This window comes from Streptomyces sp. NRRL F-5122, from assembly GCF_001507435.1.
GTDB classification, from domain to species: Bacteria; Actinomycetota; Actinomycetes; order Streptomycetales; family Streptomycetaceae; genus Streptomyces; species Streptomyces lannensis.
The window spans coordinates 44,954-68,692 of the sequence record NZ_LMWH01000254.1 but is presented as its reverse complement, the minus strand read 5'-3'; the positions used below and the strand labels follow the sequence as shown (position 1 = coordinate 68,692).

Here is a 23,739-nt window from a genome sequence, read left to right as displayed (position 1 = left end):
GCAGTGGGGTGCGTGGTGCCGGACCGTCGCAGTATCGCGTGAGGGAAGCGGTGGATGCCATGGGGCGGGAGCCGGTGCGGCGGAGCCGCCGCGCGCCGCGCAGGCCGGACGTGAGGGGGGTGCCCCCTACTCCGCCTCGCCGAGGAGCACCAGGAAGTCCCGGAACGCCGCCGGCATGTCCACCGAGTCCGGGTCGAGCAGCCACTGGTACTGCAAGCCGTCCATCACCGCCACCAGCAGGGGCGCGGCGCGCTCCGGGGTCAGGCCGCTCGGCAGCCGGTCCCCGTACTCGGAGCGGAGCGTCGCCGCCATGCTCGACCGCACATCGCGGTACCGCTCGGTGAAGTAGCCGCGCGCGGGATGCCCCTCGGTGACGCTCTCGCCGAGCAGGGCCGAGAACGTCTGCACTATGCCGGGCCGCATCGCGTTGTACTCCACGAGGGCGGCGAGCAGTTCCAGACGCCAGCGGCCGTCCGGGACGGCGTCCCACTGGTCGCGTTCCTTGAGCACCGCGACCAGCAGTGTGTCCTTCGTCGGGAAGTAGTGCAGCAGCCCCTGCTGGGTCAGGCCCACCCGCTCGGCGACGGCGGCCATGCTCGCGCCGCGGTAGCCGCGTTCGGCGATCACCTCCAGGGCGGCGCGCACGATCTCGGCGCGCCGCTCCTCGTTCCTGGCCCGGGCCGTCATGGCGTCACCGTACGGCATGCGACCCCTCGTCATATTGCGGCGGGATAACAAAACCTACCGCTCCACAGGGATCGGGTGCACGATGGAGACCGCCGATGGCTTTCGACTAGGAGGTGCCGCATGGCGAGGACGGCAGCCAGGACAGCGAAGACCCCGCAGGACGAGGCGCGTGAGGCCGTGGTCGAGGCGGCCCTCGGCAAGCTCGGGCTGGACGCGAAGGCCCGGCTGCTGGCCGGCCAGGACATGTGGTCCCTTCCCGCCCTCCCGGAGATCGGCCTGAAGTCGCTGGTGATGTCCGACGGCCCGATCGGCGTCCGCGGAGTGCGCTGGACGTCCGACGACCCGTCCGTCGCGCTGCCCTCCCCGACCGCCCTCGCCGCCACCTGGGACCCCGGCCTGGCCCACCGCGCCGGTGTCCTCCTCGCCCAGGAGGCCCGCCGCAAGGGCGTCCACGTCCTTCTCGCGCCCACGGTCAACCTGCACCGCTCCCCGCTGGGCGGCCGGCACTTCGAGGCCTACAGCGAGGACCCGTACCTGACCGGACGGATCGGCACCGGATACGTCCAGGGGGTGCAGTCCGGCGGTGTCGGCACCACGGTCAAGCACTTCGTCGCCAACGACGCCGAGACCGATCGCTTCACCGTGAACAACGTCGTGGACGAACGCACCCTGCGCGAGCTGTACCTCGCGCCCTTCGAGGCCATCGTCACCGGCGCCCGGCCGTGGGGCATCATGACCGCCTACAACACGGTCAACGGCACGACGATGACAGAGCACGGCCGCCTGGTGGACGAGGTCCTGCGCGGCGAGTGGGGCTTCGACGGTTTCAACGTATCCGACTGGACGGCGGCCCGCTCGACCGCCGGCGCCGTCGAGGGCGGTCTTGATGTCGCCATGCCCGGTCCGCGCACCGTGTACGGCGAGGCCCTGGCCCGGGCCGTGCGCGACGGACAGGTCGAGGAGGCCAGGGTCGACGACGCCGTGCGCAACGTCCTCCGGCTCGCCGCCCGCGTCGGCATCCTGGAGGGCGCCGAACCCGTGGTGACCCGTCCTCCCGAGCAGGTCGACGGCGAGGCCCTGGCCCGTGAGACGGCCCGCCGCTCCTTCGTGCTCGTGCGCAACGAGAACGCCGCGCTCCCGCTGCGGCCGCACGGCACCCTCGCCCTGATCGGTGCCGCGGCCCGCGACGCCCGTGTGCTCGGCGGCGGCTCCGCGACGGTCTTCCCGCCCCGGATCGTCTCGCCGCTCGACGGTCTGACCGCCGCCCTCCCCGAGGGCAGCCTGAGGTATGCCGTCGGTGCCGACCCGGCCACCGAACTCGACGTTGCCGGCCAGGGCTTCTCGCTGCGGGCGGTCTGCCGTGACGCCGAGGGGAACGTCCTCGGCACCGGGTCCGCGCCCACCGGGCACATCCAGTGGATGGGTTCCGACCTCCCCGAGGGTGTCACCCACGAGGCCCTGCACAGCGTCGAACTCACCGGAACGTTGACGCCCCGCGAATCCGGCCCGCACATCTTCGGCGTCAAGGGCGTCGGCGCCTTCCGCCTCGTCGTCGACGGAACGACCCACTACGACGACGTCCAGCGCCCCGCCGTCGAGGGCAACCCCTTCGAGGCGCTGTCCGGCGCGCCGGTGCCGCGCGCCCGGGTCGAACTCACCGCCGGGACGACGGTCGAGGTCTCCCTCACCCATGTGGTCGAGTTCCCCGACCGCATCCCGATGAAGGTCGTCGGATTCACGCTGGCCCACCAGGAGCCGCAACGCGACCCCGACGAGCTGATCGCCGAGGCGGTCGAGGCAGCCCGCGACGCCGACACCGCCGTCGTCGTGGTCGCCACCACCGAGCGCGTGGAGTCCGAGGGATTCGACCGCACGGACCTCCGGCTCCCCGGACGGCAGGACGACCTGGTGCACGCCGTCGCCGCCGTCAACCCGAACACCGTCGTGGTCGTCAACTCGGGATCCCCGGTGGAGCTGCCGTGGCGTGACGACGTCGCGGCCGTGCTGCTGAGCTGGTTCCCCGGCCAGGAGGGCGGCGCCGCGCTCGCCGACGTCCTCACCGGCGCCCATGAGCCCGGCGGCCGGCTGCCCACCACCTGGGGGCCGCTCCAGGACACCCCGGTCACCGAGGTGGTTCCACAGGACGGCGAACTCCACTACACCGAGGGCGTGTTCATCGGGTACCGCGCCTGGGAGAGGGCGGGCCGGGAGCCCTCGTACCCCTTCGGCCACGGCCTCGGCTACACCGACTGGGCGTACGAGTCGATCGAGGTCGAAGGCACGACGGTCAAGGTCCGCGTCCGCAACGCGGGCTCACGGCCGGGGCGCGAGGTCGTCCAGGTCTATCTGGGCCCGGCCGAGCCGGACTCCCTGCGCCCGGTGCGCCGGCTGGCCGGTTTCGCGGGCGTCGAGGCGGCCCCCGGGGAGAGCGTCGACGTGGTCGTGGAGCTACCGCGGCGGGGCTTCGAGATCTGGGACCAGGTTTCGAACGTGTGGTCGTTTGTGAAGGGTTCGTACGAGGTTGCGGCAGGGCGCTCGATCGCGGACCGCCGCGTCACGGTGACGATTAACGTCTGACCCGGGAGAAGCCCTCCACGAGCAGCCCCGGTCCGGGACCTGACCCCTGGACCGGGGCTCGTGGCGTACTGCGGCGCTAGTCGCGGGTGCCGAAGCCGTACACCGTCTGCGAGCGGTAGAGCTCTCCCGGCCGCAGCACCGTGCTCGGGAACTCCGGGCGGTTCGGGGAGTCCGGGAAGTGCTGCGTCTCCAGTGCGATCCCGTCGCCCGGTGCGAACGGGGCACCGAGGTGGTCCCCGGTGTAGAGCTGGAGACCGGGCTCGGTCGTGGCGACGGTGAGCACCCGCCCGGACGCCGGGTCGCACAGCTCGGCCACCTGCTCGGGCGCGGCGGTCACGCCCTTGTCCAGAACGAAGTTGTGGTCGTACCCCGGACCCGCCTTGCGTGGCGTCCGGAAGTCGAAGCGGGTGCCGGCCACCTTCCGGAGCTCGCCCGTCGGGATCAGCTCCTCGTCCACCGGAGTGATGCGCGAGGCCGAGATCCGCAGCTCGTGCCCGCCCGTGTGCCCCGAACCGGCCAGGTTCCAGTACGAGTGGCTGGTCATGTTGACGACGGTCGGCGCGTCAGTGACCGCCTCGTACGCGATCCGGAGCGCACCGCCCGGTCCGAGGGAGTACGTCGCGGAGACCTCGAGGCGGCCCGGAAAGCCCTCCTCGCCGTCCGCGCCGACCCGGGACAGCCGTACGCCGTGCTCGACCGGCTCCACGTCCCACACGCGCTTGTCGAAGCCCCGCGAACCGCCGTGCAGCGAGTTCGGTCCGTCGTTCGGCTCGAGCGTGCAGGTACGGCCGTCCAGCGGGAAGCGGGCGCCCCCGATGCGGTTGGCGTAACGCCCGATCAGCGCCCCCAGGAACGGCTCGGGGTGGGCGAGGTAGCCCTCGAGGTCCGGGAAGCCCAGGACCATCTCCGCGGGGTGGAGTTCCCCGCTGCCGGCCCCGCTCGAGAGCTCGGACCCCCGCCGGTCCGGGACCTGGACCGACTGCACGATCCCGCCGTACGACAGGATGCGCACCCGCACCCCGTCCCGCTCCAGCGTCCAGCGGTGGACCGGTGTGCCGTCGGGAAGTGTGCCGAAGAGTTCGCTCATGCGGGAAACCCTAGGTCACCGGGTCTTTCGCGGTGATGGTGCGGTAGGCGATCTCCGCCAGCCGCGCCTGGCCGTTCCGGCTCGGATGGAACCAGTCCCACTGGCTCAACTGGTCGGTGCCGAAGCGGTAGTCGAAGACGGCGTTTCCGTCGAAGCGGCACCGCCGGTCCTTCCCGCACACATCCTTCAGGACCCTGTTGTACGCCTCCACCCGGGCCTGCACCTTGGCGCGCCGGTCCGTGGCCGCGGCGTCCAGGGCGTCCGCGTTGCCCAGCATCGACGGGCAGACGCCCAGCTTCCACACCTGCTTGCCGATCGGGCTGGTGCGGCCCTGCGACCACAGCCGCTTCAGGTTCGGCACGCTGGAGACGTACACCTGCGCGTGGGGCAGCTCCCCGCGCAGCGCGTCCATCGCCTCCTTGAACTGGGCGCGGAAGTCGGTGACCGAGGTCATCGCGGAGACGGTGGATCGGCAGGCGTCGTTGGCGCCCGCCATCACCGTCACCAGCTCCGGCTTCCGTTGTGCCGCCTGCTCCATCTGTGCGGCGAGATCGGACATCCGGGCCCCGGTCACCGCGAAGTTCCAGCTGTTGAGCGAGGCCCCGTTCGCCCCGAGGAGCCGTACCGCGAGGCTGTCGACGTGGGCGTCGCTGCCCGTCGCCCACGACACCTCGGGGCAGTCGGACAGCACGGTGCAGGCGTCGAAACCACGGGTGATGGAGTCGCCCACCGCGGCGATCGAGCCCGGGTAGCGGTCCCAGAGCGGCGAGGGCCTCGGGGACGGCTTCGACTGAGTGGTGGTGGCCCGGGGAGACGACTCCGCGCCGCCGGTCGCGTCGCACGCCGCGAGCCCCAGGACGGCGGCCGCCGCGAGCGCCACGCCGGCGCGCGAGCGGTGGCTTCGCTTCCGCATCCCTGGTCCCCTCGTTCGTGGTCCACCACCGGCCGGCCGGTGGACGCCGTCGTTCGGCAGCGCTTCGAACACGCTGGGTCGGTCCCGCGTCCCCTTGGGTGAAACCTCGGTGTTCGGTGCCGTCGGGACCGACGGTACGTCACACTCCTTGCGCCGCCGCACGGTAGCCTCGCCCCGTGGCCGCCCCGCCACGCCCGTTCCGTAAAGTTACAAGATGTCGCGGTCTGCCCGGAGGTTCAGGTGACGACACGTGGAGTCCTGTACGTGCACTCCGCGCCACGCGCACTGTGCCCGCACGTCGAGTGGGCGGTCGCGGGCGTGCTGGGCACGCGCGTCAACCTCGACTGGATCCGGCAGCCCGCCGCACCCGGCACCTGGAGATCCGAGTTCTCCTGGCAGGGCGAGGCCGGCACGGCGTCCAAGCTGGCCTCCGCGCTGCGCGGCTGGCAGCTGCTGCGCTTCGAGGTGACGGCGGAACCGTGCCCGACCGCGGAGGGCGAGCGCTACAGCTGCACCCCCGACCTCGGCATCTTCCATGCGGTCACCGGCATCCACGGCGACATCCTGATCCCCGAGGACCGGCTGCGCGCCGCACTGGTGCGCTCCCAGCGCGGCGAGACGGAGCTCGAGGCCGAGCTCGCCAGACTGCTGGGCAAGCCGTGGGACGACGAGCTCGAGCCGTTCCGGTACGCGGGGGAGGGCGCGCCGGTGCGGTGGCTCCACCAGGTCGTCTGAAGGCCGTCACCCGACAACGTCTGAGACGTCCGAAGGGCCCCCACCGGGTGGTGGGGGCCCTTCAGCGTGTCGGGTGACGGTCCGCGTCAGATCGTGCGGAACGCCAGGACGACGTTGTGGCCGCCGAAGCCGAACGAGTCGTTCAGCGCCGCGATACGGCCCTCGACCGGCAGCTTGCGGGCCTCGCCGCGCACGATGTCGGCACTGGCCTCGGCCTCGGGGTCGAGCTCGCGGACGTTGATGGTCGGCGGGGCGATCCGGTTGTACAGGGCGAGGACGGTTGCGACCGACTCCACACCGCCCGCACCACCGAGGAGGTGACCGGTCATCGACTTGGTCGCGGAGACCGCCATGTGGTCGGCGTCGTCACCGAAGACCTTGCGCAGCGCCTTCAACTCGGCCACGTCACCGGCCGGAGTGGAGGTGGCGTGCGCGTTCACGTGGACGATCTCGGCCGGGTCCAGATCGGTGTTGTCGAGCAGGTTCTGCAGGGCGTGCGAGATGCCACGGCCCTCGGGCTCCGGCTGGACGATGTCATGGCCGTCGGCGGAGATGCCCTGGCCGACCGCCTCCGCGTAGACGCGGGCACCGCGCTTGGCGGCGTGTTCGGCCGACTCCAGCACCAGCACGCCCGCGCCCTCGCCCAGGACGAAGCCGTCCCGGTCGACGTCGTAGGGACGCGAGGCGCCCTGCGGGTCGTCGTTGTTCTTGGACATCGCCATCATGTTGCCGAACGCGGCGATGGGCAGCGGGTGGATCGCGGCCTCCGTACCGCCGGCGACGACGACGTCGGCGCGGCCGGTGCGGATCATCTCGATGGCGTAGCCGATGGCCTCGGCGCCCGACGCGCAGGCGGAGACCGGGGTGTGCACGCCGGCCCGGGCGCCCACGGCGAGGCCCACGTTGGCGGACGGGCCGTTCGGCATCAGCATCGGCACGGTGTGCGGGGAGACCCGGCGGACGCCCTTCTCCTTCAGCACGTCGTACTGGTCGAGCAGGGTCGTCACACCACCGATGCCGGAGGCGATGACCGCGCCGAGGCGGTCGGGGTCGACGGCGGGGTCCTCACCGGCCTTGTCGGTGAAACCGGCGTCCGCCCACGCCTCCTTGGCGGCGATCAGCGCGAACTGCGCAGAGCGGTCCAGGCGGCGGGCCTGGGGACGTGGGATGACCTCGGACGGCTCCACGGCGATCTCGGCGGCGATGCGGACCGCCTGCTCGGCGGCCCACTCATGCTCGAGGAGGCGGACACCGGACTTGCCGGCGACCAGGCCCTCCCAGGTGGAGGCCGCGTCGCCACCCAGCGGTGTGGTTGCGCCGATACCGGTGACGACCACGGTGCGATTGGTCGAGCTCACGGGAATTCTTTCTCCAACGTATACGAGGATTCGGCGGCGCCACCGCCGGGTGGCGGGGCAACGGCCCGCTGGACAGGCCGCAGCCCGTCAACGGGCTGTCGTCTGCCCAGGTGATCGGTTGATCAGGCCTGGTGCTTGAGGATGTACTCGGCGGCGTCACCGACGGTCTTGAGGTTCTTGACGTCGTCGTCGGGGATCTTCACGTCGAAGCGCTCCTCGGCGGCGACGACGACCTCGACCATGGACAGCGAGTCGACGTCCAGGTCGTCGGTGAAGGACTTGTCCAGCTGGACGTCCTCGGTGGGGATCCCGGCGATCTCGTTCACGATCTCGGCGAGACCGGCGACGATCTCTTCCTGGGTGGCGGCCATGTCAGGCGCTCCTTCGTATGTATCCAGAGGGTGTGGCGCCCGCCGCGTCAGCGGCAGGGGTGTGCAGTTCCCGTGCCGGACCGCATGATCCGGCACGGAGTGCCTAGGGGAGGGTAACGACCGTCGCTGCGTACACGAGACCCGCCCCGAAGCCGATGACGAGCGCGGTGTCGCCGCTCTTCGCCTCGCCGGTCGCCAGGAGCCGCTCCATCGCGAGCGGGATCGAGGCGGCCGAGGTGTTGCCGGTCGTGCGCACGTCGCGGGCGACCGTGACGTGCTCCGGCAGCTTGAGAGTCTTCACCATCGAGTCGATGATCCGCACGTTGGCCTGGTGCGGGATGAAGACGTCCAGGTCGTCCGCGGTGATCCCGGCCGCGTCCAGCGCCTGCTGGGCGACCTTCGCCATCTCGAACACGGCCCAGCGGAAGACCGCCTGACCCTCCTGGGTGATCGCGGGGAACTTGACGTTGCCCTCGCTGTCGACCGGGAGCTTGGAGACATCGCCGAGCCTGAACTCGTTCCACGGCACGGTCTGCTTGATCGTCTCGGACTTGTCGCCCTCCGAGCCCCAGACGGTCGGGCCGATGTGCGGCTCCTGCGCCGGGCCGACGACGACCGCGCCGGCGCCGTCACCGAACAGGAAGGCGGTGGCACGGTCCTCGAGGTCCGTCAGGTCGGAGAGCCGCTCCACGCCGATGACGAGGACATACTCGGCCGACCCCTCGACGATCATGCCCTTGGCGAGCGTGAGACCGTAGCCGAAGCCGGCGCAGCCGGCCGAGATGTCGAAGGCGGCGGCCTTGTCCGTACCGAGCCTGTCGGCGATCTCGGTCGCGATCGCCGGGGTCTGGCTGAAGTGCGAGACGGTGGAGACGACGACCGCGCCGATCTGCTCGGCGGCGATCCCGGCGTCGGCGATCGCCTTGCCGGACGCCTCGACCGACATCGCGGCGACGGTCTCCTCGTCGTTCGCCCAGTGGCGGGTCTCGATGCCGGAGCGGGAGCGGATCCACTCGTCGGAGGAGTCGATCTTCTCCAGGATCACTTCGTTGGGCACGACCCGGACCGGGCGGTAGCCGCCCACTCCGAGGATGCGCGCGTACGGAGCGCCCTTACGTGCCTTGATCTTCGACATGCTCTGGGGCTCCTAATCAGGCGCTGTGCTCGGCTACGAGGGCGCGCGCCGCGTCGAGGTCGTCGGGGGTCTTCAGGGCCAGGGTCGCGACGCCCGGCAGCGCGCGCTTGGCGATGCCGGTCAGGGTGCCGCCGGGGCACACCTCGATCATCGCGGTCACGCCCAGCTTCTCGAACGTCTCCATGCACAGGTCCCAGCGGACCGGGTTGGCGACCTGGCCGACCAGGCGCTGGAGCACCTCGGACCCGGTGTCGACGACCTGTCCGTCCTTGTTCGAGACGTACGCGACCCGCGGCACGGCGGGCGTGAGCGCCTCGGCGGCCCGGGCGAGCGCGTCGACGGCGGGCGCCATGTGGTGGGTGTGGAACGCACCCGCCACCTTCAGCGGAACGACGCGCCGCACCCCTTCGGGCTTGTCCGCCTCCAGGGCGGCGAGCTGCTCCAGGGTGCCGGCGGCGACGATCTGCCCGGCACCGTTCACGTTCGCCGGGGTCAGGCCCAGGTGCTCCAGGTGCGGGATCGTGGTCGTGGGTTCGCCACCGAGCAGCGCCGACATGCCCGTGGGCGTGATGGCGGCGGCCTCGGCCATGGCCAGTCCCCGCCGGCGCACCAGCGTCAGGGCCGCCGCCTCGTCGAGGACGCCCGCGAAGACGGCGGCGGCGATCTCTCCGACGCTGTGGCCCGCGACGGCACCGGGGACCGTGTCACCGAGTGCCGCGGAGGACAGCAGACCGGCGGCGACCAGCAGCGGCTGGGCCACGGCGGTGTCGCGGATGGCATCGGCGTCGGCCTGGGTGCCGTAGTGGGTGAGGTCGAGCCCGATGGCGTCCGACCACGCGGCGATACGGTCGGCGGCACCGGGCAGTTCGAGCCAGGGAGTCAGGAAGCCGGGCGTCTGGGCGCCCTGGCCGGGAGCGACGAGTACGAGCACTCTCACACTCTCTCTTGGAGACGGCCACGGCCGCCCGTGGGGACAGGGACGAAGAACAGCAGGGGGTTTTGTGGGCCCCCGACAAAAGACTAGGTCTGCGAATCCCCCTCGGTGAGCCGTCCCAGGATCAGCGCGATCCGCAACGTGAACGCGGAGCGTACATCAGAGGGCGACCAACCGGTGACGTCAGTCACACGTCGGAGCCGGTAGCGCACGGTGTTCGGGTGAACGAACAGCATTCGGGCGGCACCCTCGAGACTCGACGCCTGCTCCAGATAGACGCTGAGGGTTTCCAGAAGCGCGGAGCCCGCCTCCTCCAGCGGTCTGTAGATCTCCTCCACCAGTTGCTCGCGTGCGCTGGGGTCACCCGCGATCGCGCGCTCCGGGAGCAGGTCGTCCGCCAGTACCGGGCGCGGTGCGTCCTGCCAGGCGGAACACGCCTTGAGGCCCGCGGCGGCGGCCTGCGCGGAGCGGGTGGCGGCGAGCAGATCGGGTACGACGGGGCCGGCGACCACGGGCCCGGCGGCGAACGGGCCGATCAGTGACCTGGCGACGGCGAGCGGGTTGTCGCTGCCGCCGGCGATCACCACGAGCCGGTCGCCCAGCACCCCTGTGAGGACCTGGAGCTTGGCGTGCCGTGCGGCCCGCCGGATGGCCTCGACCGTCAACTCGCTGTCACCGTCGGGCGCCGTTCCCAGCACCACACACACATGTTCGGGCGAATTCCAGCCGAGCGCCGCGGCCCGGCTGACGGCTCCCTCGTCGGCCTCGCCGCTGAGCACGGCGTTGACGACCAGTGACTCGAGCCGGGCGTCCCAGGCACCGCGTGCCTCGGCGGCCTGCGCGTAGACCTGGGCGGTGGCGAAGGCGATCTCGCGGGCGTACACGAGGAGCGCCTCGCGCAGCACGGACTCGTCGCCCGGAGCGGCCACCTCGTCGATGGCGGACTCCATCACCTCGATGGTGGTCCGCACCATCTCCACGGTCTGCCGGAGGGTGATGGCGCGCGTCAGTTCGCGCGGCGCGGTGCCGAAGACGTCGGTGGAGATCGCCTGGGGCGCGTCCGGGTGCCGGAACCACTCGGTGAAGGCGGCGATGCCCGCCTGGGCCACGAGACCGATCCAGGAGCGGTTCTCCGGCGGCATGGCCCGGTACCACGGCAGGGTCTCGTCCATGCGTGCGATGGCCTGCGCGGCGAGGCTTCCGGAGGACTTCTCCAGCCGCTTCAGGGTCGCGGCGTGGGGATGGACGGAACGTACCGTGTGGTCTGCGTGGCTGGCTTCGGGTTCGGGCACGGGGACAAGACTGCCTTATCGGGCCGGGAGCGTGCGGTGGGGGTCCCGGGGGGCGGGAAGGGCGGGGCTACGGTGGTTGCCGTGATGGACGTACGGCGCGCCGGCGAGCGCTACCGGGGAGGGGACCCGGTCGCCGGGATCGAGTCCCTGCACGCCTTCAGCTTCGGCCCGCACTACGACCCCGACAACCTCCGCTTCGGCGCCGTGATCGCCTGCAACGAGGAGCGGCTCGCGCCCGGTGCGGGCTTCGACGAGCACCCGCACAGCCACACCGAGATCGTCACATGGGTGGTGGAGGGCGAGCTGACCCATCGCGACTCGACCGGCCACGCTTCGGTCGTCCGGCCCGGAGACGTCCAGCGGCTGAGTTCGGCGGGCGGTGTGCGCCATGTGGAGCGCAACGACGCCGACGTCCCGCTCGTCTTCGTCCAGATGTGGCTGGCGCCTCTGGAGCCGGGCGGTGAGCCCGCGTACGAGGTGGTCCACGGCATCGCGGACTCCACGCCGTACGCGGTCCCCCAGGCGGGAGCGATGCTCCATGTACGCCGCCTCGGGAAGGGGGAGCGCACCGCGGTGCCGGACGCGGCGTACGCCTACGTCCATGTGGTGCGCGGAGAAGTGCACCTGGGCGGAGCGGAGTTGGGGTCGGGCGACGCGGCGCGGATCACGGACGCGAAGGACATGGAGGCCGTGGGCCTGACGGAGGCGGAGCTGCTGGTCTGGGAGCTGGCGGGGTAGCCGGGCGCCTCAGCCCCGCAGTTCCGCCAGCACCGCGTCCGTGAACGGCGTCCACGCCTCGGCGGCCCACGGTCCGAACGCACGGTCCGTCAGCGCCACGCACGCCGCGCCGGCGACCGGGTCGATCCACAGGAACGTGCCCGACTGCCCGAAGTGACCGAACGTCCGCGGCGAGGACGAACCACCCGTCCAGTGCGGCGACTTGGAGTCCCGGATCTCGAAGCCGAGCCCCCAGTCGTTGGGGTTCTGGTGCCCGTACCCCGGCAGTACGCCCTTCGTGCCCGGATACTGCACCGTCATCGCCTCCGCCACCGTCCGCGGGTCCAGCAGCCGGGGCGCCTGCACCTCGGCCGCGAACCGTACGAGGTCGGCGACCGTCGAGACGCCGTCCTTGGCCGGGGAGCCGTCGAGGCTCGTCGAGTCCATGCCGAGCGGCTCGAGGAGGGCCTGGCGCACGTACTCGAAGAACCGGATGTCCGTCGCCTTCGCCACATGATCGCCCAGCACCTCGAACCCGGCGTTCGAGTACAGCCGCCGCTCCCCGGGTGCGGACGTGACACGGTGTTCGTCGAACGCCAGCCCGGAGGTGTGCGCAAGGAGGTGCCGGACCGTGGCGCCGGGCGGCCCGGCGGGCTCGTCCAGCTCGACTGCCCCCTCCTCGTACGCCACGAGCACGGCGTACGCGGCGAGCGGCTTGGTGACCGAGGCCAGCGGGAAGCGGTGGTCGACCGGGCCGTGCGTGCCGAGCACGGTGCCGTCCGCGCGGACGACCGCCGCGGCGGCGGTGGGGACGGGCCAGTTCTCGATCAGCGCCAGACTCTGCAGGGACATGCCTCCGACACTATGCGCTTCCCAGCTGCAGCCGCATCGAGGGGTCCGGCTTGCGGACGAAGCCCAGCGACGCGTACAGGGGTTCGGCCTCGGCGGAGGCGTTCAGGTCGACCTGGCGCACGTCCTGCTCGCGGAACCAGTCCAGTAGCGTCTCCATGCAGGCGCGTGCATAGCCCCGGCGGCGCGCGTCGGGGTCGGTGGCGACGCTGAAGACGTGCCCGACCAGCCCCTGCGGATTGCCCAGCCGGCCGATCCGGTACTCGACGGTCCCGGCCACCAGCGCGGCCAGCGCTCCCGGCCGCTCGGGATGGTCGATCACGAACGCGACAAATCCGCCCTCCGGGTCGGCGAGCCGGTGGCGCACGGTGGGCAGGGACTCCTTGTGCCAGTGTGTGGAGGAGTCGGTGGAGAAGACCGAATCGATCATCACCTGGCGCAGTCGCAGCAGCTCTTCGGCGTCCTCGGGCACGGCCCGGCGTACGAGACTCATGGGCGCACGCTAGTTGCACCCGGCCGGCGGGGCTCGGCATTTTCCCCTTGTTCCGCTTGCCTGGAGTGCACTCCAAGGTTTTAGCGTGGGGTTCATGACGGTGATGGAGACCTTGACCGAGGCGGCCGACAACGGGACCGACATCTGCTCCGTACCGCCCGGGAGGCATCCCCGTCCCGACGGGCAGGACAGCTACACCATCAGCGAGGTCGTCGCCTTCACCGGACTGACCGCGCACACCCTGCGCTGGTACGAGCGGATCGGGCTCATGCCCCATGTGGACCGCTCGCACACGGGTCAGCGCCGCTACTGCAACGCCGACCTGGACTGGCTCGACCTCGTCGGCAAACTCCGGCTCACCGGTATGCCCGTGGCCGACATGGTGCGCTACGCGGAGCTGGTGCGCGCCGGCGACCACACGTACGGCGAGCGCTACGAACTCCTGGAGGCGACCCGCAGGGACGTGCTCGCCCGGATCGCGGAGCTCCGGGACACCCTCGCGGTGCTCGACCGGAAGATCGATTTCTATGGGGACGCCGGGCGCGCCCTGGCGTCGGAGAGGCCCCGATGACGGACGGCAGGATCGCGAAGGCGCGGCTCGGCGCTGACGGGTCGCAGGTGGGGGTGCAGGGCCTCGGCTGCATGGGCATGAGCTGGGCCTACGGTCCCTCGGACGCCGGGGAGGCGCGCGCCACCCTGGAACGGGCGCTGGAGTTGGGCGTCACGCTTTTCGACACGGCGGACGCCTACGGCGCGGGGGAGAACGAGAAGTTCCTGTCGCCCTTCTTCGGGCGGCACCGCGACGAAGTCGTCATCGCCACGAAGTTCGGGATCTCCTCCTCGCCGGACGAGCCCTACAAGCGAATCATCCGCAACGACCCGCAGTACATCCGCCAGTGCGTCGAGGCGAGCCTCAAGCGACTGGACGTCGAGGTGATCGACCTCTATTACATGCACCGGCGCGATGTGACCGTTCCGATCGAGGAGACCGCCGGCACCATGGCGGAGCTGGTGCGCGAGGGGAAGGTCAGGCACCTCGGGCTGAGCGAGGTCACGGCCGGTGAACTGCGGGCGGCCCACGCGGTCCACCCGATCGCCGCCGTGCAGTCGGAGTGGTCGCTGTTCAGCCGGGACATCGAGGCGAACGTGGTGCCCGCCGCCAAGGCACTCGGCGTGACCCTGGTGCCGTACTCGCCGCTGGGGCGCGGCTTCCTCACCGGTTCCTTCTCCAACGCCGACACCGACCTCACGGACCAGGACTTCCGCCGTACGATGCCCCGCTTCACGGGGGAGAACGCGGCCGCCAACGTGGCGTTGCTCGAGCCGATCCGGACCGTCGCCGAGGCGCACGGCGCCTCGCCCGCGCAGATCGCCCTGGCCTGGGTCCAGCAGCAGGCGGCGGTGTACGGGCTCCCGGTGGTCCCGATCCCGGGCACCACCAAGCGCACACGCGTCGAGGAGAACGTGGACGCGACCCGCGTCGTGCTGAGCGCCGACGAACTGGGCCTCCTGGAACCGATCGCCGCGAAGGTCGCGGGCGACCGCTACCCGGACATGACGTTCTCCTCGGCCGGCCGGGAGTAGAGGACCCCGCGGCCCTAGAGCTCCGCCAGCAACTCCGTCTTCTTCATGGAGAACTCCTCGTCCGTCACGAGCCCGGCCTGGTGAAGTTCCCCCAGATGGCGGATCCGTTCGGCGATGTCCGCCGGGTCGCGCCGCGCGACCGGCACCGCCACCGGACCCGAGCCCGCGGCACGCACGGCGGCGAGCACGGACGCGGCGAACGGCAACGACTCGTGCACGGGGCCGTAGCCGAGGCCGAAGACCACGGCCGCCGGGTCCTGGTCCGGCTGGGCCGGCTGTGCGCCGCCGGCGGGATCACGCCGCAGCAGCCGCAGATGCCCCTCGAAGACCTCGGGGGAGCGCCACTCGACGCCGCCGAGGCCGGTGACCGGGAAATTCTGGTCGCCGGCCTTCCACTTGGCGGACGACGCCCCCGTCCAGAACCAGCGGAAGGACACCGACGTACCGTCGAAGGAAGCCTTGCCGTCGTACGCCTTGAACTGCACGGGTGCCTTGGGCGGGTCGACCAGGAACCGCTCGGCCGGCTCACCGTCCCCGCTCAGTCGTGCGCGCAGCTCGTCGGCGTAGTACTCGGCGAGGGTCTCGCGGTCGGCGGGCAGAACCAGCCGATACGGATCGCAGGACTCCTTCAGTTGTCCCGCCGCCGCCTCCATCAGCGGGTCCGCCCCGGGCCTGGGCACCGCGTGCAGGACCACGGTCCCGCGCTTGCCCTGAGCCAGTGTGACCCCCGTGATCGCCTCCAGGGGGACACGGCGTTCACCGAGCGTCTGGAACAGCTTCGGTGTGCGAATACCCCGTTCGAAGCGGATGAGCACGGAGTCGGACTCGAACTCCCAGGCGGCATGAAATCCGGCCAGTACGTCACCCATGCGGCTCATCGTATGCGGCACGTGCTCCTCCGTCGCCTCCCCTGGCGGACCGCAATTCCTGTTCTTCTACGCGCGTCCGGCCGACGCCGCGCCGGGCAGATCCGCCCGGCAGACGTCATCGTTGTGGACGCAGTCCACCGCGCGATATGCGCCGACGCCGATCTCGGCGAAGTTGCGCAGGCTCTCGGTGCCGGGCGCGAAGTATCCGGCATGGCCCTTCGCCCCCTGCGCCGACAGCACCCTCGCCCCGAAGGCACGGGAGACCGGGTCGGCGCCGTGGCCGATACCGCCCACCTCCAGATAGGGCACGTCCTGGATCCAGTCGTCGGCGTCCCGCATCGCCCACACCCGGGCTGGGGTCCGCAGACCGGCGGCGGTACCGGTGCGCATGCCGGGGCTGCCCGCCACCGCCAGGTCGGACACCCGGGACGGCAGCGTGTGCGCGGCCACCCCGCACACCACCGAGCCGTAGCTGTGGCAGTACAGCTGGACGGGGGAGCGGCCGGGCAGGGCGCGGACGAGGGCGTTGAGCCGGACGGCCCCCTCCTCGGCGCGCATCGCCGTCGCCGCCTCCACCCCGAGACCGCCGGGCGCGGTGTAGTCGGCCCAGGCGATCACGGCCGTACGGGTCAGGGGGCCGGCCTTCCGCTCGGCCGCGTAGAGCGACTTGGCCATGCCGACCGGCGCAGAGTACGAGCGGAAGGTGCGCTGGAAGGTGAGCAGGTCGGTGTCGACACCGGGGACGACGACGGAGATCCGCTGGGCGCGGTCCAGGTTGCCGAGCACCTCCGCCACGCGCCCCGAGCCCTCCGGGTCGAAGGCGAGGATCTGCCGGTCCGTCCGCATCAGCGCCTCGAAGCGGTGCATGAGCCGGCCCGCCTCGCGCTGGCCGACGGCCGACAGCCGGTCGTCGTGCATCCGCGCACGCTCGACCTTGCGCTGCTGGTCGAGGGCGATGCGGTTGGCCGCGTAGCGCAGACGCACCGGCGCCCCGTTCATGTTGCCGACCGCGAGCGGGAAGCGGTGGACGAGCCGGGAGCGCTGGTGGGCGCTGAGCGAGGAGAAGAAGTGCGTGATCCGGTGCGGAGACGCGTCGGTGTCCGGCAGTTTGCGTCCGGCGATCGTCCCGTGCTCCCACGCCGAGCGTGACTCCTGGAGCGGCGTGGGACCTCGGTGGTTGCGAACGGCGGTCCAGCCGGTCGTCGCGAGCATCACGAAGACAACGGCCAGAGCGAGCAGCGCGCGCCAGACGTTGAGTTGCGGGGAGGTTTCGAAGGAAGTCACTGGAAGGACACACTAGGAGAACGGGAGTGTCTCGCGTTAACCGAGTGATGCGTCTCACGTTTCTGTGGCGCCAATTACGGCAAAACGGATGGGTCTTACGTCCGATCGTCACGCTGGGTCGATGAGGCGCACGTCACTTGACACTCCACGTGGCCGCAGCTTCACTCCGTCGGCCGTGTCCGGCCCCCCGACGCCGGGAATTCAGTTGACGGCGGCGGAGGCGCCGTCCGCGCCGTCCGTGCGCCACTTCTCCGCCAGCGCCGGGCGCACGGCGTCCAGATGCGAGACCGTCAGCCGGTGGATCGCGGCGACGCTGATGTCCTCGCCCGTGCCCCACAGCCGTTCGGTGACGCGCATCACCCCGCCGAACACGGCCACCGCGACACGAGGTCGGGGGTCCGTGTCCACGTCGAGGCCCTCGCGTTCGGCGATCACGCGTGCGATCTCCTCCTCCACCTCGGCCGAACGGCGCAGGTGGGTTGCGAAGAGGGCGGGCGTCGACTCGATCAACTGGTAGGTGCGCAGGTGGAGTTCGACCGGGATGATCCGCTCGATGGTCTCCCCGATGCCGTCCCAGCCCTGCAGAACCGCCTGTCGCAGCGCCTCCAGCGGGGCCTCGTCACGGGGGCGCGCACGCACCGCGTCGACGAAGTGCGACGCGGCGACGGAGTGGGTGAAGAAGACCGCCTCCTCCTTTCCGGCGTAGTAGCGGAAGAAGGTGCGCTGGGAGACGTCCACGGCCGCGGTGATCTCGTCGACCGTCGTCCGTTCGTACCCCTGGGTGAGGAACAGCTCCAGAGCGGCGCGAAGCAGCGCGTCACGGATGCGTTGTTTCTTGCGCTCACGCAATCCTGGTCGCGACGCCGTCTCCATCGGTCCTCTTTCCGGTCGTACGGCCCGGTTGGGTCAAGCCGCGAGTAGCGTGACAGTTACCGACTTGTGAATTGGTTTGTCAATTGTCAGTGGCTGTCACTAACCTCCACCATATGACTAGTCAGACCACCGTCGATGCGACGGAACCGGGGGACAAGACGGTCGGGGCGCCGACGGTCCCGGCGGAGCGGGCGCCTGACCGCGGACTGCGCGGACATCCGTGGTTCACCCTGATCACCGTGGCGGTCGGCGTCATGATGGTGGCCCTCGACGGCACCATCGTGGCCATCGCGAACCCGGCCATCGCCAAGGACCTCGGAGCCAGCTTCTCCGACGTCCAGTGGATCACCAACGCCTACTTCCTCGCCCTCGCGGTCACCCTGATCACCGCGGGCAAGCTCGGTGATCGCTTCGGCCACCGGCAGACCTTCCTGATCGGTGTGGTCGGCTTCGCGGCCGCCTCCGGCGCGATCGGCCTGTCCGACAGCATCGCCCTCGTCGTGACCTTCCGCGTCTTCCAGGGTCTGTTCGGCGCGCTGCTGATGCCCGCCGCGCTCGGTCTGCTGCGGGCCACCTTCCCGGCCGAGAAGCTGAACATGGCGATCGGTATCTGGGGCATGGTCATCGGCGCCTCCACCGCGGGCGGCCCGATCCTCGGCGGTCTGCTCGTCCAGCACGTCAGCTGGCAGTCGGTCTTCTTCATCAACGTGCCCGTCGGCGCGCTCGCGCTCGTCCTCGGCCTGCTGATCCTCACCGACCACCGTGCGAAGAACGCGCCGCGCTCCTTCGACCTGCTCGGTATCGCCCTGCTGTCCGGCGCCATGTTCTGCCTGGTCTGGGCGCTCATCAAGGCGCCGGCCTGGGGCTGGGGCGACGGCAAGACCTGGCTGTTCATCGGCGCGTCCGTGCTGGGCTTCGTCCTCTTCTCCGTGTGGGAGAAGCGAGTGAAGGAGCCGCTGATCCCGCTGGGACTGTTCCGCTCGGTGCCGCTGTCCGCGGGTGTCGTGCTCATGGTCCTCATGGCGATCGCCTTCATGGGCGGCCTGTTCTTCGTCACCTTCTACCTGCAGAACGTGCACGGCATGAGCCCGGTCGACGCGGGTATGCACCTGCTCCCGCTGACCGGCATGATGATCGTCGGCTCTCCGCTCGCGGGTGCCGCGATCACCAAGCTGGGCCCGCGCATCCCGCTGGCCGGAGGCATGGCCGCCACCGCGATCGCGATGTACGGGATGTCGACGCTGGAGGCCGGAACGGGCAGCGGCGTCATGTCGATCTGGTTCGCGCTGCTCGGTCTCGGACTCGCGCCCGTCATGGTCGGCGCCACCGAGGTCATCGTCGGCAACGCGCCCATGGAGCTCTCCGGTGTCGCCGGCGGACTGCAGCAGGCCGCGATGCAGATCGGCGGCAGCCTCGGCACCGCGGTGCTGGGCGCCGTGATGGCCTCCAAGGTCGACAACGACCTCGCCGGCAACTGGACGGACGCCGGACTTCCGCCGCTGAGCGGGCCGCAGCTCGGCCAGGCCTCCGAGGCGGTGCAGGTGGGTGTGGCCCCGGTGGCCCCGGACACCCCGGCCGCCATCGCCCAGAAGATCACCGCGGTCGCGCACGACACGTTCATCTCCGGCATGAGCCTGGCCTGTCTGGTCGCGGCGGGTGTCGCGACGGTCGCGGTGCTGGTCGCGCTGCTCACCAAGCGCGGCGAGAACGCGGAGGCGGGCGCGGGGGCCGCGCACATCTGACGCGGATCCGAGCGCGTTCGTCCGTCGGGGCGAAGGCGCTCGGATCCTTCCCGTCCGGCGGACGTCGCAGGTCGCAGTGGGTCCGTCCGCCGCCGTGCGCCCGCGAGGCCGGACGGACCGCGGCGCGCTGCCGTAGGGAGCCGCGTGCGGGCAGGACTTGCCGCGGGAAACCGGGGTACCCGCTCATCACGCCCGAACTGACCGATGAGTTCAGGGAGTTGATGATGGCGGGCTTCGGGAACGGCACGCGCAGGTACCCCCGCTCACGCGGCCGGACGTGGTCGCGGACCGGGCCGGATCGCGCGACGCTCGGGATCATAGGAGTCATCTGCGCTGTCGCGGGCTTCTTCGCCCTCGGCATCGTTCTGGGACCGGTCGCGGCCGTGTGCGGATGGCTCGCGATGGGCCGCAGCTGGGCGGGCAGCCGCTCGATTCCGGCTCTGGTGGCCCTGGTCCTCGGCGCGATCGACACACTGCTGGCGATCGTCTGGCTGGCCGGAACCGCGACCCCCGGGAACGGACTGCTCTGATCCTGGAGAGCGAGCGTCGGGCCCCGGCTACGGCCGGGGCCCCGCTTCCTCGGGGGCGAGCGGGTGCGGCACGGGCGGACCGGACAGCGCGGCCACCTCGGCCCTGAGCGCCCGTACCTCCTCGGTCAGCGCCTCGATCGCCGCCGTCTGCCGGCGCTCCTCCACGTCGTCCTTCTCGAACCGCGCGATGAACCAGGCTGCGATGTTCGCGGTCACCACACCGAGCAGGGCGATGCCGGAGAGCATCAGGCCCACGGCGAGGATGCGCCCGAGGCCGGTGGTCGGTGCGTGATCGCCGTAGCCCACGGTCGTCATCGTGGTGAACGACCACCACACCGCGTCGCCCAGCGTCTTGATGTTCCCGTGCGGCGAGTCCCGCTCCACCGAGAGCACGGCCAGTGAGCCGAACATCAGGAGTCCGACGACCGCTCCGGCGACATACGTCGTCAGCCGGATCTGGGAGGCCATCCGCGCGCGCCGGCCCACCAGCATCAGCGTCGACACCAGCCGCAGCAGCCGCAGCGGCTGGAGCAGCGGCAGCACCACGGCGCACAGGTCGAGCCAGTGGGTGCGGACGAACTCCTTGCGGTGCGGCGCGATCGCGAGCCGCACGAGATAGTCCGCGGCGAACGCTCCCCACACCAACCACTCGGTCACCGTGCACGCGACGGTCAGCGACCGGCTCGCCGAGCTGTCCACGATCGGCACGGCGTAGGCGACGGCGAACCCCACCGCGAGCGCCAGCAGAGGCCGCTGGGTGCGCCGCTCCCATCGGGCCTGCGCCGTTCGTTCCTCCATGCCCGCATCGTAAGGAACGCGCTAGGGCGGCGAGGCCGCAGGCCTCGCCGCCCTTCGGCCACCGCGGCCGGGCGATGCGGGCGGTTACGCGTCGCCGCCCGCCGCTCCCGGGTCGGCCGCCGTCACGTCGAGCAGCTGGTAGCGGTCGATCGCCTGCTTGAGCACCGAGCGGTCGATCTTGCCCGACCTGGCCAGTTCGGCGAGGACCGCCACCACGATCGACTGCGCGTCGATGTGGAAGAAGCGGCGGGCCGCGCCCCGCGTGTCCGCGAAGCCGAAGCCGTCCGCGCCCAGCGACTGGTAGGAGCCGGGCACCCAGCGCGCGATCTGGTCGGGAACGGATCGCATCCAGTCGGACACGGCGACGAACGGACCCTCGGCACTGCCCAGCTTCTGCGTCACGTACGGGACCCGCTGCTCCTCCTCGGGGTGCAGCAGATTGTGCTTCTCGCAGTCCACGGCCTCGCGCCGCAGCTCGTTCCACGAGGTCGCCGACCAGACGTCCGCACGGATGTTCCAGTCCTCGGCGAGGAGCTGCTGCGCCTCCAGTGCCCAGGGCACGGACACGCCGGAGGCCATGATCTGCGCCCGGACGGTGCCCGAGGTGCCCTCGGAGATCCGGTGGATGCCCTTGAGGATGCCCTCGACGTCCACGCCGGCCGGCTCGGCCGGCTGCCGGATCGGCTCGTTGTAGACGGTCAGGTAGTAGAAGACGTCCTCGCCGTGCGGGTGCTCCGGCGAGGAGCCGTACATCCGCCGCAGACCGTCCTCCACGATATGGGCGATCTCGTACGCGTAGGCCGGGTCGTAGGCCACGCATCCCGGGTTGGTCGAGGCCAGGAGCTGTGAGTGGCCGTCCGCGTGCTGGAGGCCCTCACCGGTCAGAGTCGTACGGCCCGCGGTCGCACCGAGGGCGAAACCGCGCGAGAGCTGGTCGGCCATCTGCCAGAACTGGTCACCGGTGCGCTGGAAACCGAACATGGAGTAGAAGACGTACACCGGGATCAGCGGCTCGCCGTGCGTGGCGTACGCCGACCCGGCCGCGATCAGCGACGCCGTGCAGCCCGCCTCGGAGATGCCGTCGTGCAGCATCTGGCCGGTCGGGGACTCCTTGTAGGCGAGCAGCAGGTCCCGGTCGACCGATTCGTACTGCTGGCCGAGCGGGTTGTAGATTTTCGCGCTCGGGAAGAACGAGTCCATGCCGAAGGTGCGGTACTCGTCCGGGGCGATCAGCACGAACCGCCGGCCGATCTCCTTGTCCCGCATGAGGTCCTTCAGCAGCCTCACGAATGCCATGGTGGTGGCGATGGACTGCTGACCGGAGCCCTTCTTGACCCCCGCGTACACCTTTTCGTCGGGAAGGGGCAGGGGCTTGGAGCGCACGACGCGCGTCGGGACGTACCCGCCGAGCGACTTGCGCCGGTCGTGCATGTACTGCATCTCCTCCGTGTCCCGGCCGGGGTGGTAGTACGGCGGCAGGCCGGACTCGAGGTCCTTGTCGGAGATCGGCAGGTGCAGCCGGTCGCGGAAGTGCTTGAGGTCGGCGACCGTCAGCTTCTTCATCTGGTGCGTGGCGTTGCGGCCCTCGAAGTTGGGGCCAAGGGTCCAGCCCTTGACGGTCTTGGCCAGGATCACCGTCGGCTGGCCCTTGTGCTCCTTGGCCGCCTTGAACGCCGCGTAGATCTTGCGGTGGTCGTGACCGCCACGGCCCAGGTGCAGGATCTGGTCGTCGGTCATGTTCTCGACCATCGCGCGCAGCCGGTGGTCGTCGCCGAAGAAGTGGTCCCGGATGTACGCGCCGGACTCGGTCGCGTACGTCTGGAACTGGCCGTCCGGCGTGGTGTTCATCTTGTTGACCAGGATGCCGTCCCGGTCCTGCGCCAGCAGCGGGTCCCAGGTGCGGTCCCAGATCAGCTTGATCACGTTCCAGCCGGCACCGCGGAAGACCGACTCCAGCTCCTGGATGATCTTTCCGTTGCCGCGCACCGGGCCGTCCAGGCGCTGGAGGTTGCAGTTGACGACGAAGGTCAGGTTGTCCAGGCCCTCGCGGGCCGCGATGGACAGCTGCCCCAGCGACTCCGGCTCGTCCATCTCGCCGTCGCCGAGGAAGGCCCACACATGCGAGCGGGAGGTGTCCGCGATGTCGCGCGCGTGCATATAGCGGTTCATCCGGGCCTGGAAGATCGCGGCGATCGGGCCGAGACCCATGGATACCGTCGGGAACTCCCAGAAGTCCGGCATCGAGCGCGGGTGCGGGTAGCTGGAGAGCCCGTACGGAGCCTTCGACTTCTCCTGGCGGAACCCGTCCAGGTGACGCTCGGAGAGCCGGTCGAGGAGGAAGGCCCGCGCGTAGATGCCCGGGGAGGCGTGGCCCTGGAAGAAGACCTGGTCACCGCCGTCGCCCTCGTCCTTGCCCCGGAAGAAGTGGTTGAAGCCCACGTCGTACAGCGAGGCGGAGGAGGCGAAGGTGGCGATGTGGCCGCCGACCCCGATTCCGGGTCGCTGGGCGCGGGAGACCATGACGGCGGCGTTCCACCGTGTGGCGTTGAGGATCTTGCGCTCGATCTCCTCGTTGCCGGGGAAGAACGGCTCGCTCTTGGTGGGGATGGTGTTGACGTAGTCCGTGCTGCGCATCTCGGGCACGGCCACGCGCTTCTCGCGGGCCCGCTCGATCAGACGGAGCATCAGGTAGCGGGCCCGCTCACGGCCGCGCTCATCCACTGCGGCGTCGAGGGAGTCGAGCCACTCCTGGGTTTCCTCGGGATCGAAGTCAGGAACCTGACTAGGAAGGCCGCCAATGATGATCGGATTGCGATCGGATCCGGAAGCCACGCTGTTCCTTACCTGTCAGAGGGCCACTTTTTCCTTGTGCCTGCACCGATCCCCATCGTGTACCTCGGGGAAGGGAAAC

22 protein-coding genes are annotated in these 23,739 nt (G+C 70.8%); 7 read left to right on the top strand and 15 right to left on the bottom strand.

Annotation, left to right across the window (positions count from 1 at the left end; all coding sequences use genetic code 11):
• Window positions 1-126: 126 nt before the first annotated feature.
• Window positions 127-705 carry a TetR/AcrR family transcriptional regulator gene (locus ADL25_RS32215; RefSeq protein ID WP_059131421.1) on the bottom strand — a complete coding sequence of 193 codons (579 nt, stop codon included), beginning with the start codon at window positions 703-705 and terminating at the stop codon, window positions 127-129.
• Between the two features lie 102 nt (window positions 706-807).
• Between ADL25_RS32215 and ADL25_RS32210 the strand changes: the two genes are divergently transcribed.
• A complete protein-coding gene (locus tag ADL25_RS32210) occupies window positions 808-3,264 on the top strand; it encodes a beta-glucosidase H (protein ID WP_059131420.1) in 2,457 nt (818 codons plus the stop codon).
• Window positions 3,265-3,340: 76 nt separating this feature from the next.
• On the opposite strand, the gene ADL25_RS32205 is transcribed toward ADL25_RS32210, so the two are convergent.
• Together ADL25_RS32205 and ADL25_RS32200 are read right to left on the bottom strand one after the other, a co-directional pair.
• Window positions 3,341-4,351, bottom strand: coding sequence for an aldose epimerase family protein (locus tag ADL25_RS32205; RefSeq protein ID WP_059131419.1), 1,011 nt, complete (start codon window positions 4,349-4,351; stop codon window positions 3,341-3,343).
• 10 nt (window positions 4,352-4,361) lie between these two features.
• The gene (locus ADL25_RS32200; RefSeq protein ID WP_059131418.1) at window positions 4,362-5,264 is read right to left on the bottom strand and encodes an SGNH/GDSL hydrolase family protein; all 903 of its coding nucleotides are present in this window, start codon (window positions 5,262-5,264) and stop codon (window positions 4,362-4,364) included.
• A gap of 240 nt (window positions 5,265-5,504) precedes the next feature.
• Between ADL25_RS32200 and ADL25_RS32195 the strand changes: the two genes are divergently transcribed.
• Window positions 5,505-5,999 (top strand): DUF3145 domain-containing protein, encoded by a 495-nt coding sequence (locus ADL25_RS32195; protein ID WP_059131417.1) that lies wholly within the window; start codon window positions 5,505-5,507, stop codon window positions 5,997-5,999.
• 86 nt (window positions 6,000-6,085) lie between these two features.
• On the opposite strand, the gene fabF is transcribed toward ADL25_RS32195, so the two are convergent.
• From fabF to fasR, 5 genes are all read right to left on the bottom strand, one after another.
• Window positions 6,086-7,357, bottom strand: a complete 1,272-nt coding sequence (gene fabF, locus ADL25_RS32190) for a beta-ketoacyl-ACP synthase II (protein ID WP_059131416.1) — start codon at window positions 7,355-7,357, stop codon at window positions 6,086-6,088.
• Window positions 7,358-7,479: 122 nt separating this feature from the next.
• Window positions 7,480-7,728: an acyl carrier protein gene (locus ADL25_RS32185; RefSeq protein ID WP_043440034.1), complete on the bottom strand. Its 249-nt coding sequence runs from the start codon at window positions 7,726-7,728 to the stop codon at window positions 7,480-7,482.
• Between the two features lie 103 nt (window positions 7,729-7,831).
• A complete protein-coding gene (locus ADL25_RS32180) occupies window positions 7,832-8,863 on the bottom strand; it encodes a ketoacyl-ACP synthase III (protein ID WP_059131415.1) in 1,032 nt (343 codons plus the stop codon).
• Window positions 8,864-8,879: 16 nt separating this feature from the next.
• Window positions 8,880-9,794, bottom strand: a complete 915-nt coding sequence (locus ADL25_RS32175; RefSeq protein WP_059131414.1) for an ACP S-malonyltransferase — start codon at window positions 9,792-9,794, stop codon at window positions 8,880-8,882.
• Between the two features lie 89 nt (window positions 9,795-9,883).
• Window positions 9,884-11,089: a fatty acid biosynthesis transcriptional regulator FasR gene (fasR, locus tag ADL25_RS32170; protein WP_059131413.1), complete on the bottom strand. Its 1,206-nt coding sequence runs from the start codon at window positions 11,087-11,089 to the stop codon at window positions 9,884-9,886.
• Window positions 11,090-11,173: 84 nt separating this feature from the next.
• Here fasR and ADL25_RS32165 point away from each other — a divergent pair, with 84 nt between their 5' ends.
• Window positions 11,174-11,827 (top strand): pirin family protein, encoded by a 654-nt coding sequence (locus tag ADL25_RS32165; RefSeq protein WP_059131412.1) that lies wholly within the window; start codon window positions 11,174-11,176, stop codon window positions 11,825-11,827.
• A gap of 9 nt (window positions 11,828-11,836) precedes the next feature.
• Here ADL25_RS32165 and ADL25_RS32160 read toward each other — a convergent pair whose 3' ends face one another.
• Both ADL25_RS32160 and ADL25_RS32155 read right to left on the bottom strand, forming a co-directional pair.
• On the bottom strand, window positions 11,837-12,658 hold the full coding sequence (locus ADL25_RS32160; RefSeq protein WP_059131411.1) for a serine hydrolase domain-containing protein: 822 nt from the start codon (window positions 12,656-12,658) through the stop codon (window positions 11,837-11,839).
• Window positions 12,659-12,668: 10 nt separating this feature from the next.
• Window positions 12,669-13,148, bottom strand: coding sequence for a GNAT family N-acetyltransferase (locus ADL25_RS32155; protein WP_059131410.1), 480 nt, complete (start codon window positions 13,146-13,148; stop codon window positions 12,669-12,671).
• 94 nt (window positions 13,149-13,242) lie between these two features.
• Between ADL25_RS32155 and ADL25_RS32150 the strand changes: the two genes are divergently transcribed.
• A complete protein-coding gene (locus tag ADL25_RS32150) occupies window positions 13,243-13,719 on the top strand; it encodes a MerR family transcriptional regulator (protein ID WP_059131409.1) in 477 nt (158 codons plus the stop codon).
• The gene (locus ADL25_RS32145; protein WP_059131408.1) at window positions 13,716-14,732 is read left to right on the top strand and encodes an aldo/keto reductase; all 1,017 of its coding nucleotides are present in this window, start codon (window positions 13,716-13,718) and stop codon (window positions 14,730-14,732) included. Before ADL25_RS32150 ends, ADL25_RS32145 begins: the two co-directional genes overlap by 4 nt.
• A 14-nt stretch (window positions 14,733-14,746) precedes the next feature.
• Here the strand turns inward: ADL25_RS32145 and ADL25_RS32140 are convergent, their stop codons facing one another.
• The 3 genes from ADL25_RS32140 to ADL25_RS32130 all read right to left on the bottom strand — a co-directional run bounded on the left by ADL25_RS32140 (window position 14,747) and on the right by ADL25_RS32130 (window position 17,758).
• A complete protein-coding gene (locus ADL25_RS32140; RefSeq protein ID WP_059131407.1) occupies window positions 14,747-15,601 on the bottom strand; it encodes a DUF4429 domain-containing protein in 855 nt (284 codons plus the stop codon).
• A 66-nt stretch (window positions 15,602-15,667) separates the two neighbouring features.
• Window positions 15,668-16,885, bottom strand: a complete 1,218-nt coding sequence (locus tag ADL25_RS32135) for an alpha/beta hydrolase (RefSeq protein ID WP_059131406.1) — start codon at window positions 16,883-16,885, stop codon at window positions 15,668-15,670.
• 201 nt (window positions 16,886-17,086) lie between these two features.
• On the bottom strand, window positions 17,087-17,758 hold the full coding sequence (locus tag ADL25_RS32130; RefSeq protein WP_059131405.1) for a TetR family transcriptional regulator: 672 nt from the start codon (window positions 17,756-17,758) through the stop codon (window positions 17,087-17,089).
• Between the two features lie 113 nt (window positions 17,759-17,871).
• On the opposite strand from ADL25_RS32130, the gene ADL25_RS32125 reads away from it, so the two are divergent.
• Both ADL25_RS32125 and ADL25_RS32120 read left to right on the top strand, forming a co-directional pair.
• Complete coding sequence (locus ADL25_RS32125; protein ID WP_059131404.1) at window positions 17,872-19,500, top strand: MFS transporter; 1,629 nt, start codon at window positions 17,872-17,874, stop codon at window positions 19,498-19,500.
• 221 nt (window positions 19,501-19,721) lie between these two features.
• Window positions 19,722-20,030, top strand: a complete 309-nt coding sequence (locus ADL25_RS32120; RefSeq protein ID WP_059131403.1) for a hypothetical protein — start codon at window positions 19,722-19,724, stop codon at window positions 20,028-20,030.
• Window positions 20,031-20,057: 27 nt separating this feature from the next.
• On the opposite strand, the gene ADL25_RS32115 is transcribed toward ADL25_RS32120, so the two are convergent.
• Window positions 20,058-20,828: a potassium channel family protein gene (locus ADL25_RS32115; protein ID WP_059131402.1), complete on the bottom strand. Its 771-nt coding sequence runs from the start codon at window positions 20,826-20,828 to the stop codon at window positions 20,058-20,060.
• Window positions 20,829-20,912: 84 nt separating this feature from the next.
• Window positions 20,913-23,660, bottom strand: coding sequence for a pyruvate dehydrogenase (acetyl-transferring), homodimeric type (aceE, locus tag ADL25_RS32110; RefSeq protein ID WP_059131401.1), 2,748 nt, complete (start codon window positions 23,658-23,660; stop codon window positions 20,913-20,915).
• Between the last annotated feature and the right edge of the window lie 79 nt (window positions 23,661-23,739).

Bases quoted from the DNA above. Each gene is read 5' to 3' on its own strand.
- ADL25_RS32215 (WP_059131421.1), bottom strand. From the start codon at position 705: ATGCCGTACGGTGACGCCATGACGGCCCGGGCCAGGAACGAGGAGCGG.
- ADL25_RS32210 (WP_059131420.1), top strand. From the start codon at position 808: ATGGCGAGGACGGCAGCCAGGACAGCGAAGACCCCGCAGGACGAGGCG.
- ADL25_RS32205 (WP_059131419.1), bottom strand. From the start codon at position 4,351: ATGAGCGAACTCTTCGGCACACTTCCCGACGGCACACCGGTCCACCGC.
- ADL25_RS32200 (WP_059131418.1), bottom strand. From the start codon at position 5,264: ATGCGGAAGCGAAGCCACCGCTCGCGCGCCGGCGTGGCGCTCGCGGCG.
- ADL25_RS32185 (WP_043440034.1), bottom strand. From the start codon at position 7,728: ATGGCCGCCACCCAGGAAGAGATCGTCGCCGGTCTCGCCGAGATCGTG.
- ADL25_RS32180 (WP_059131415.1), bottom strand. From the start codon at position 8,863: ATGTCGAAGATCAAGGCACGTAAGGGCGCTCCGTACGCGCGCATCCTC.
- ADL25_RS32165 (WP_059131412.1), top strand. From the start codon at position 11,174: ATGGACGTACGGCGCGCCGGCGAGCGCTACCGGGGAGGGGACCCGGTC.
- ADL25_RS32160 (WP_059131411.1), bottom strand. From the start codon at position 12,658: ATGTCCCTGCAGAGTCTGGCGCTGATCGAGAACTGGCCCGTCCCCACC.
- ADL25_RS32155 (WP_059131410.1), bottom strand. From the start codon at position 13,148: ATGAGTCTCGTACGCCGGGCCGTGCCCGAGGACGCCGAAGAGCTGCTG.
- ADL25_RS32150 (WP_059131409.1), top strand. From the start codon at position 13,243: ATGACGGTGATGGAGACCTTGACCGAGGCGGCCGACAACGGGACCGAC.
- ADL25_RS32145 (WP_059131408.1), top strand. From the start codon at position 13,716: ATGACGGACGGCAGGATCGCGAAGGCGCGGCTCGGCGCTGACGGGTCG.
- ADL25_RS32140 (WP_059131407.1), bottom strand. From the start codon at position 15,601: ATGGGTGACGTACTGGCCGGATTTCATGCCGCCTGGGAGTTCGAGTCC.
- ADL25_RS32130 (WP_059131405.1), bottom strand. From the start codon at position 17,758: ATGGAGACGGCGTCGCGACCAGGATTGCGTGAGCGCAAGAAACAACGC.
- ADL25_RS32125 (WP_059131404.1), top strand. From the start codon at position 17,872: ATGACTAGTCAGACCACCGTCGATGCGACGGAACCGGGGGACAAGACG.
- ADL25_RS32120 (WP_059131403.1), top strand. From the start codon at position 19,722: ATGATGGCGGGCTTCGGGAACGGCACGCGCAGGTACCCCCGCTCACGC.
- ADL25_RS32115 (WP_059131402.1), bottom strand. From the start codon at position 20,828: ATGGAGGAACGAACGGCGCAGGCCCGATGGGAGCGGCGCACCCAGCGG.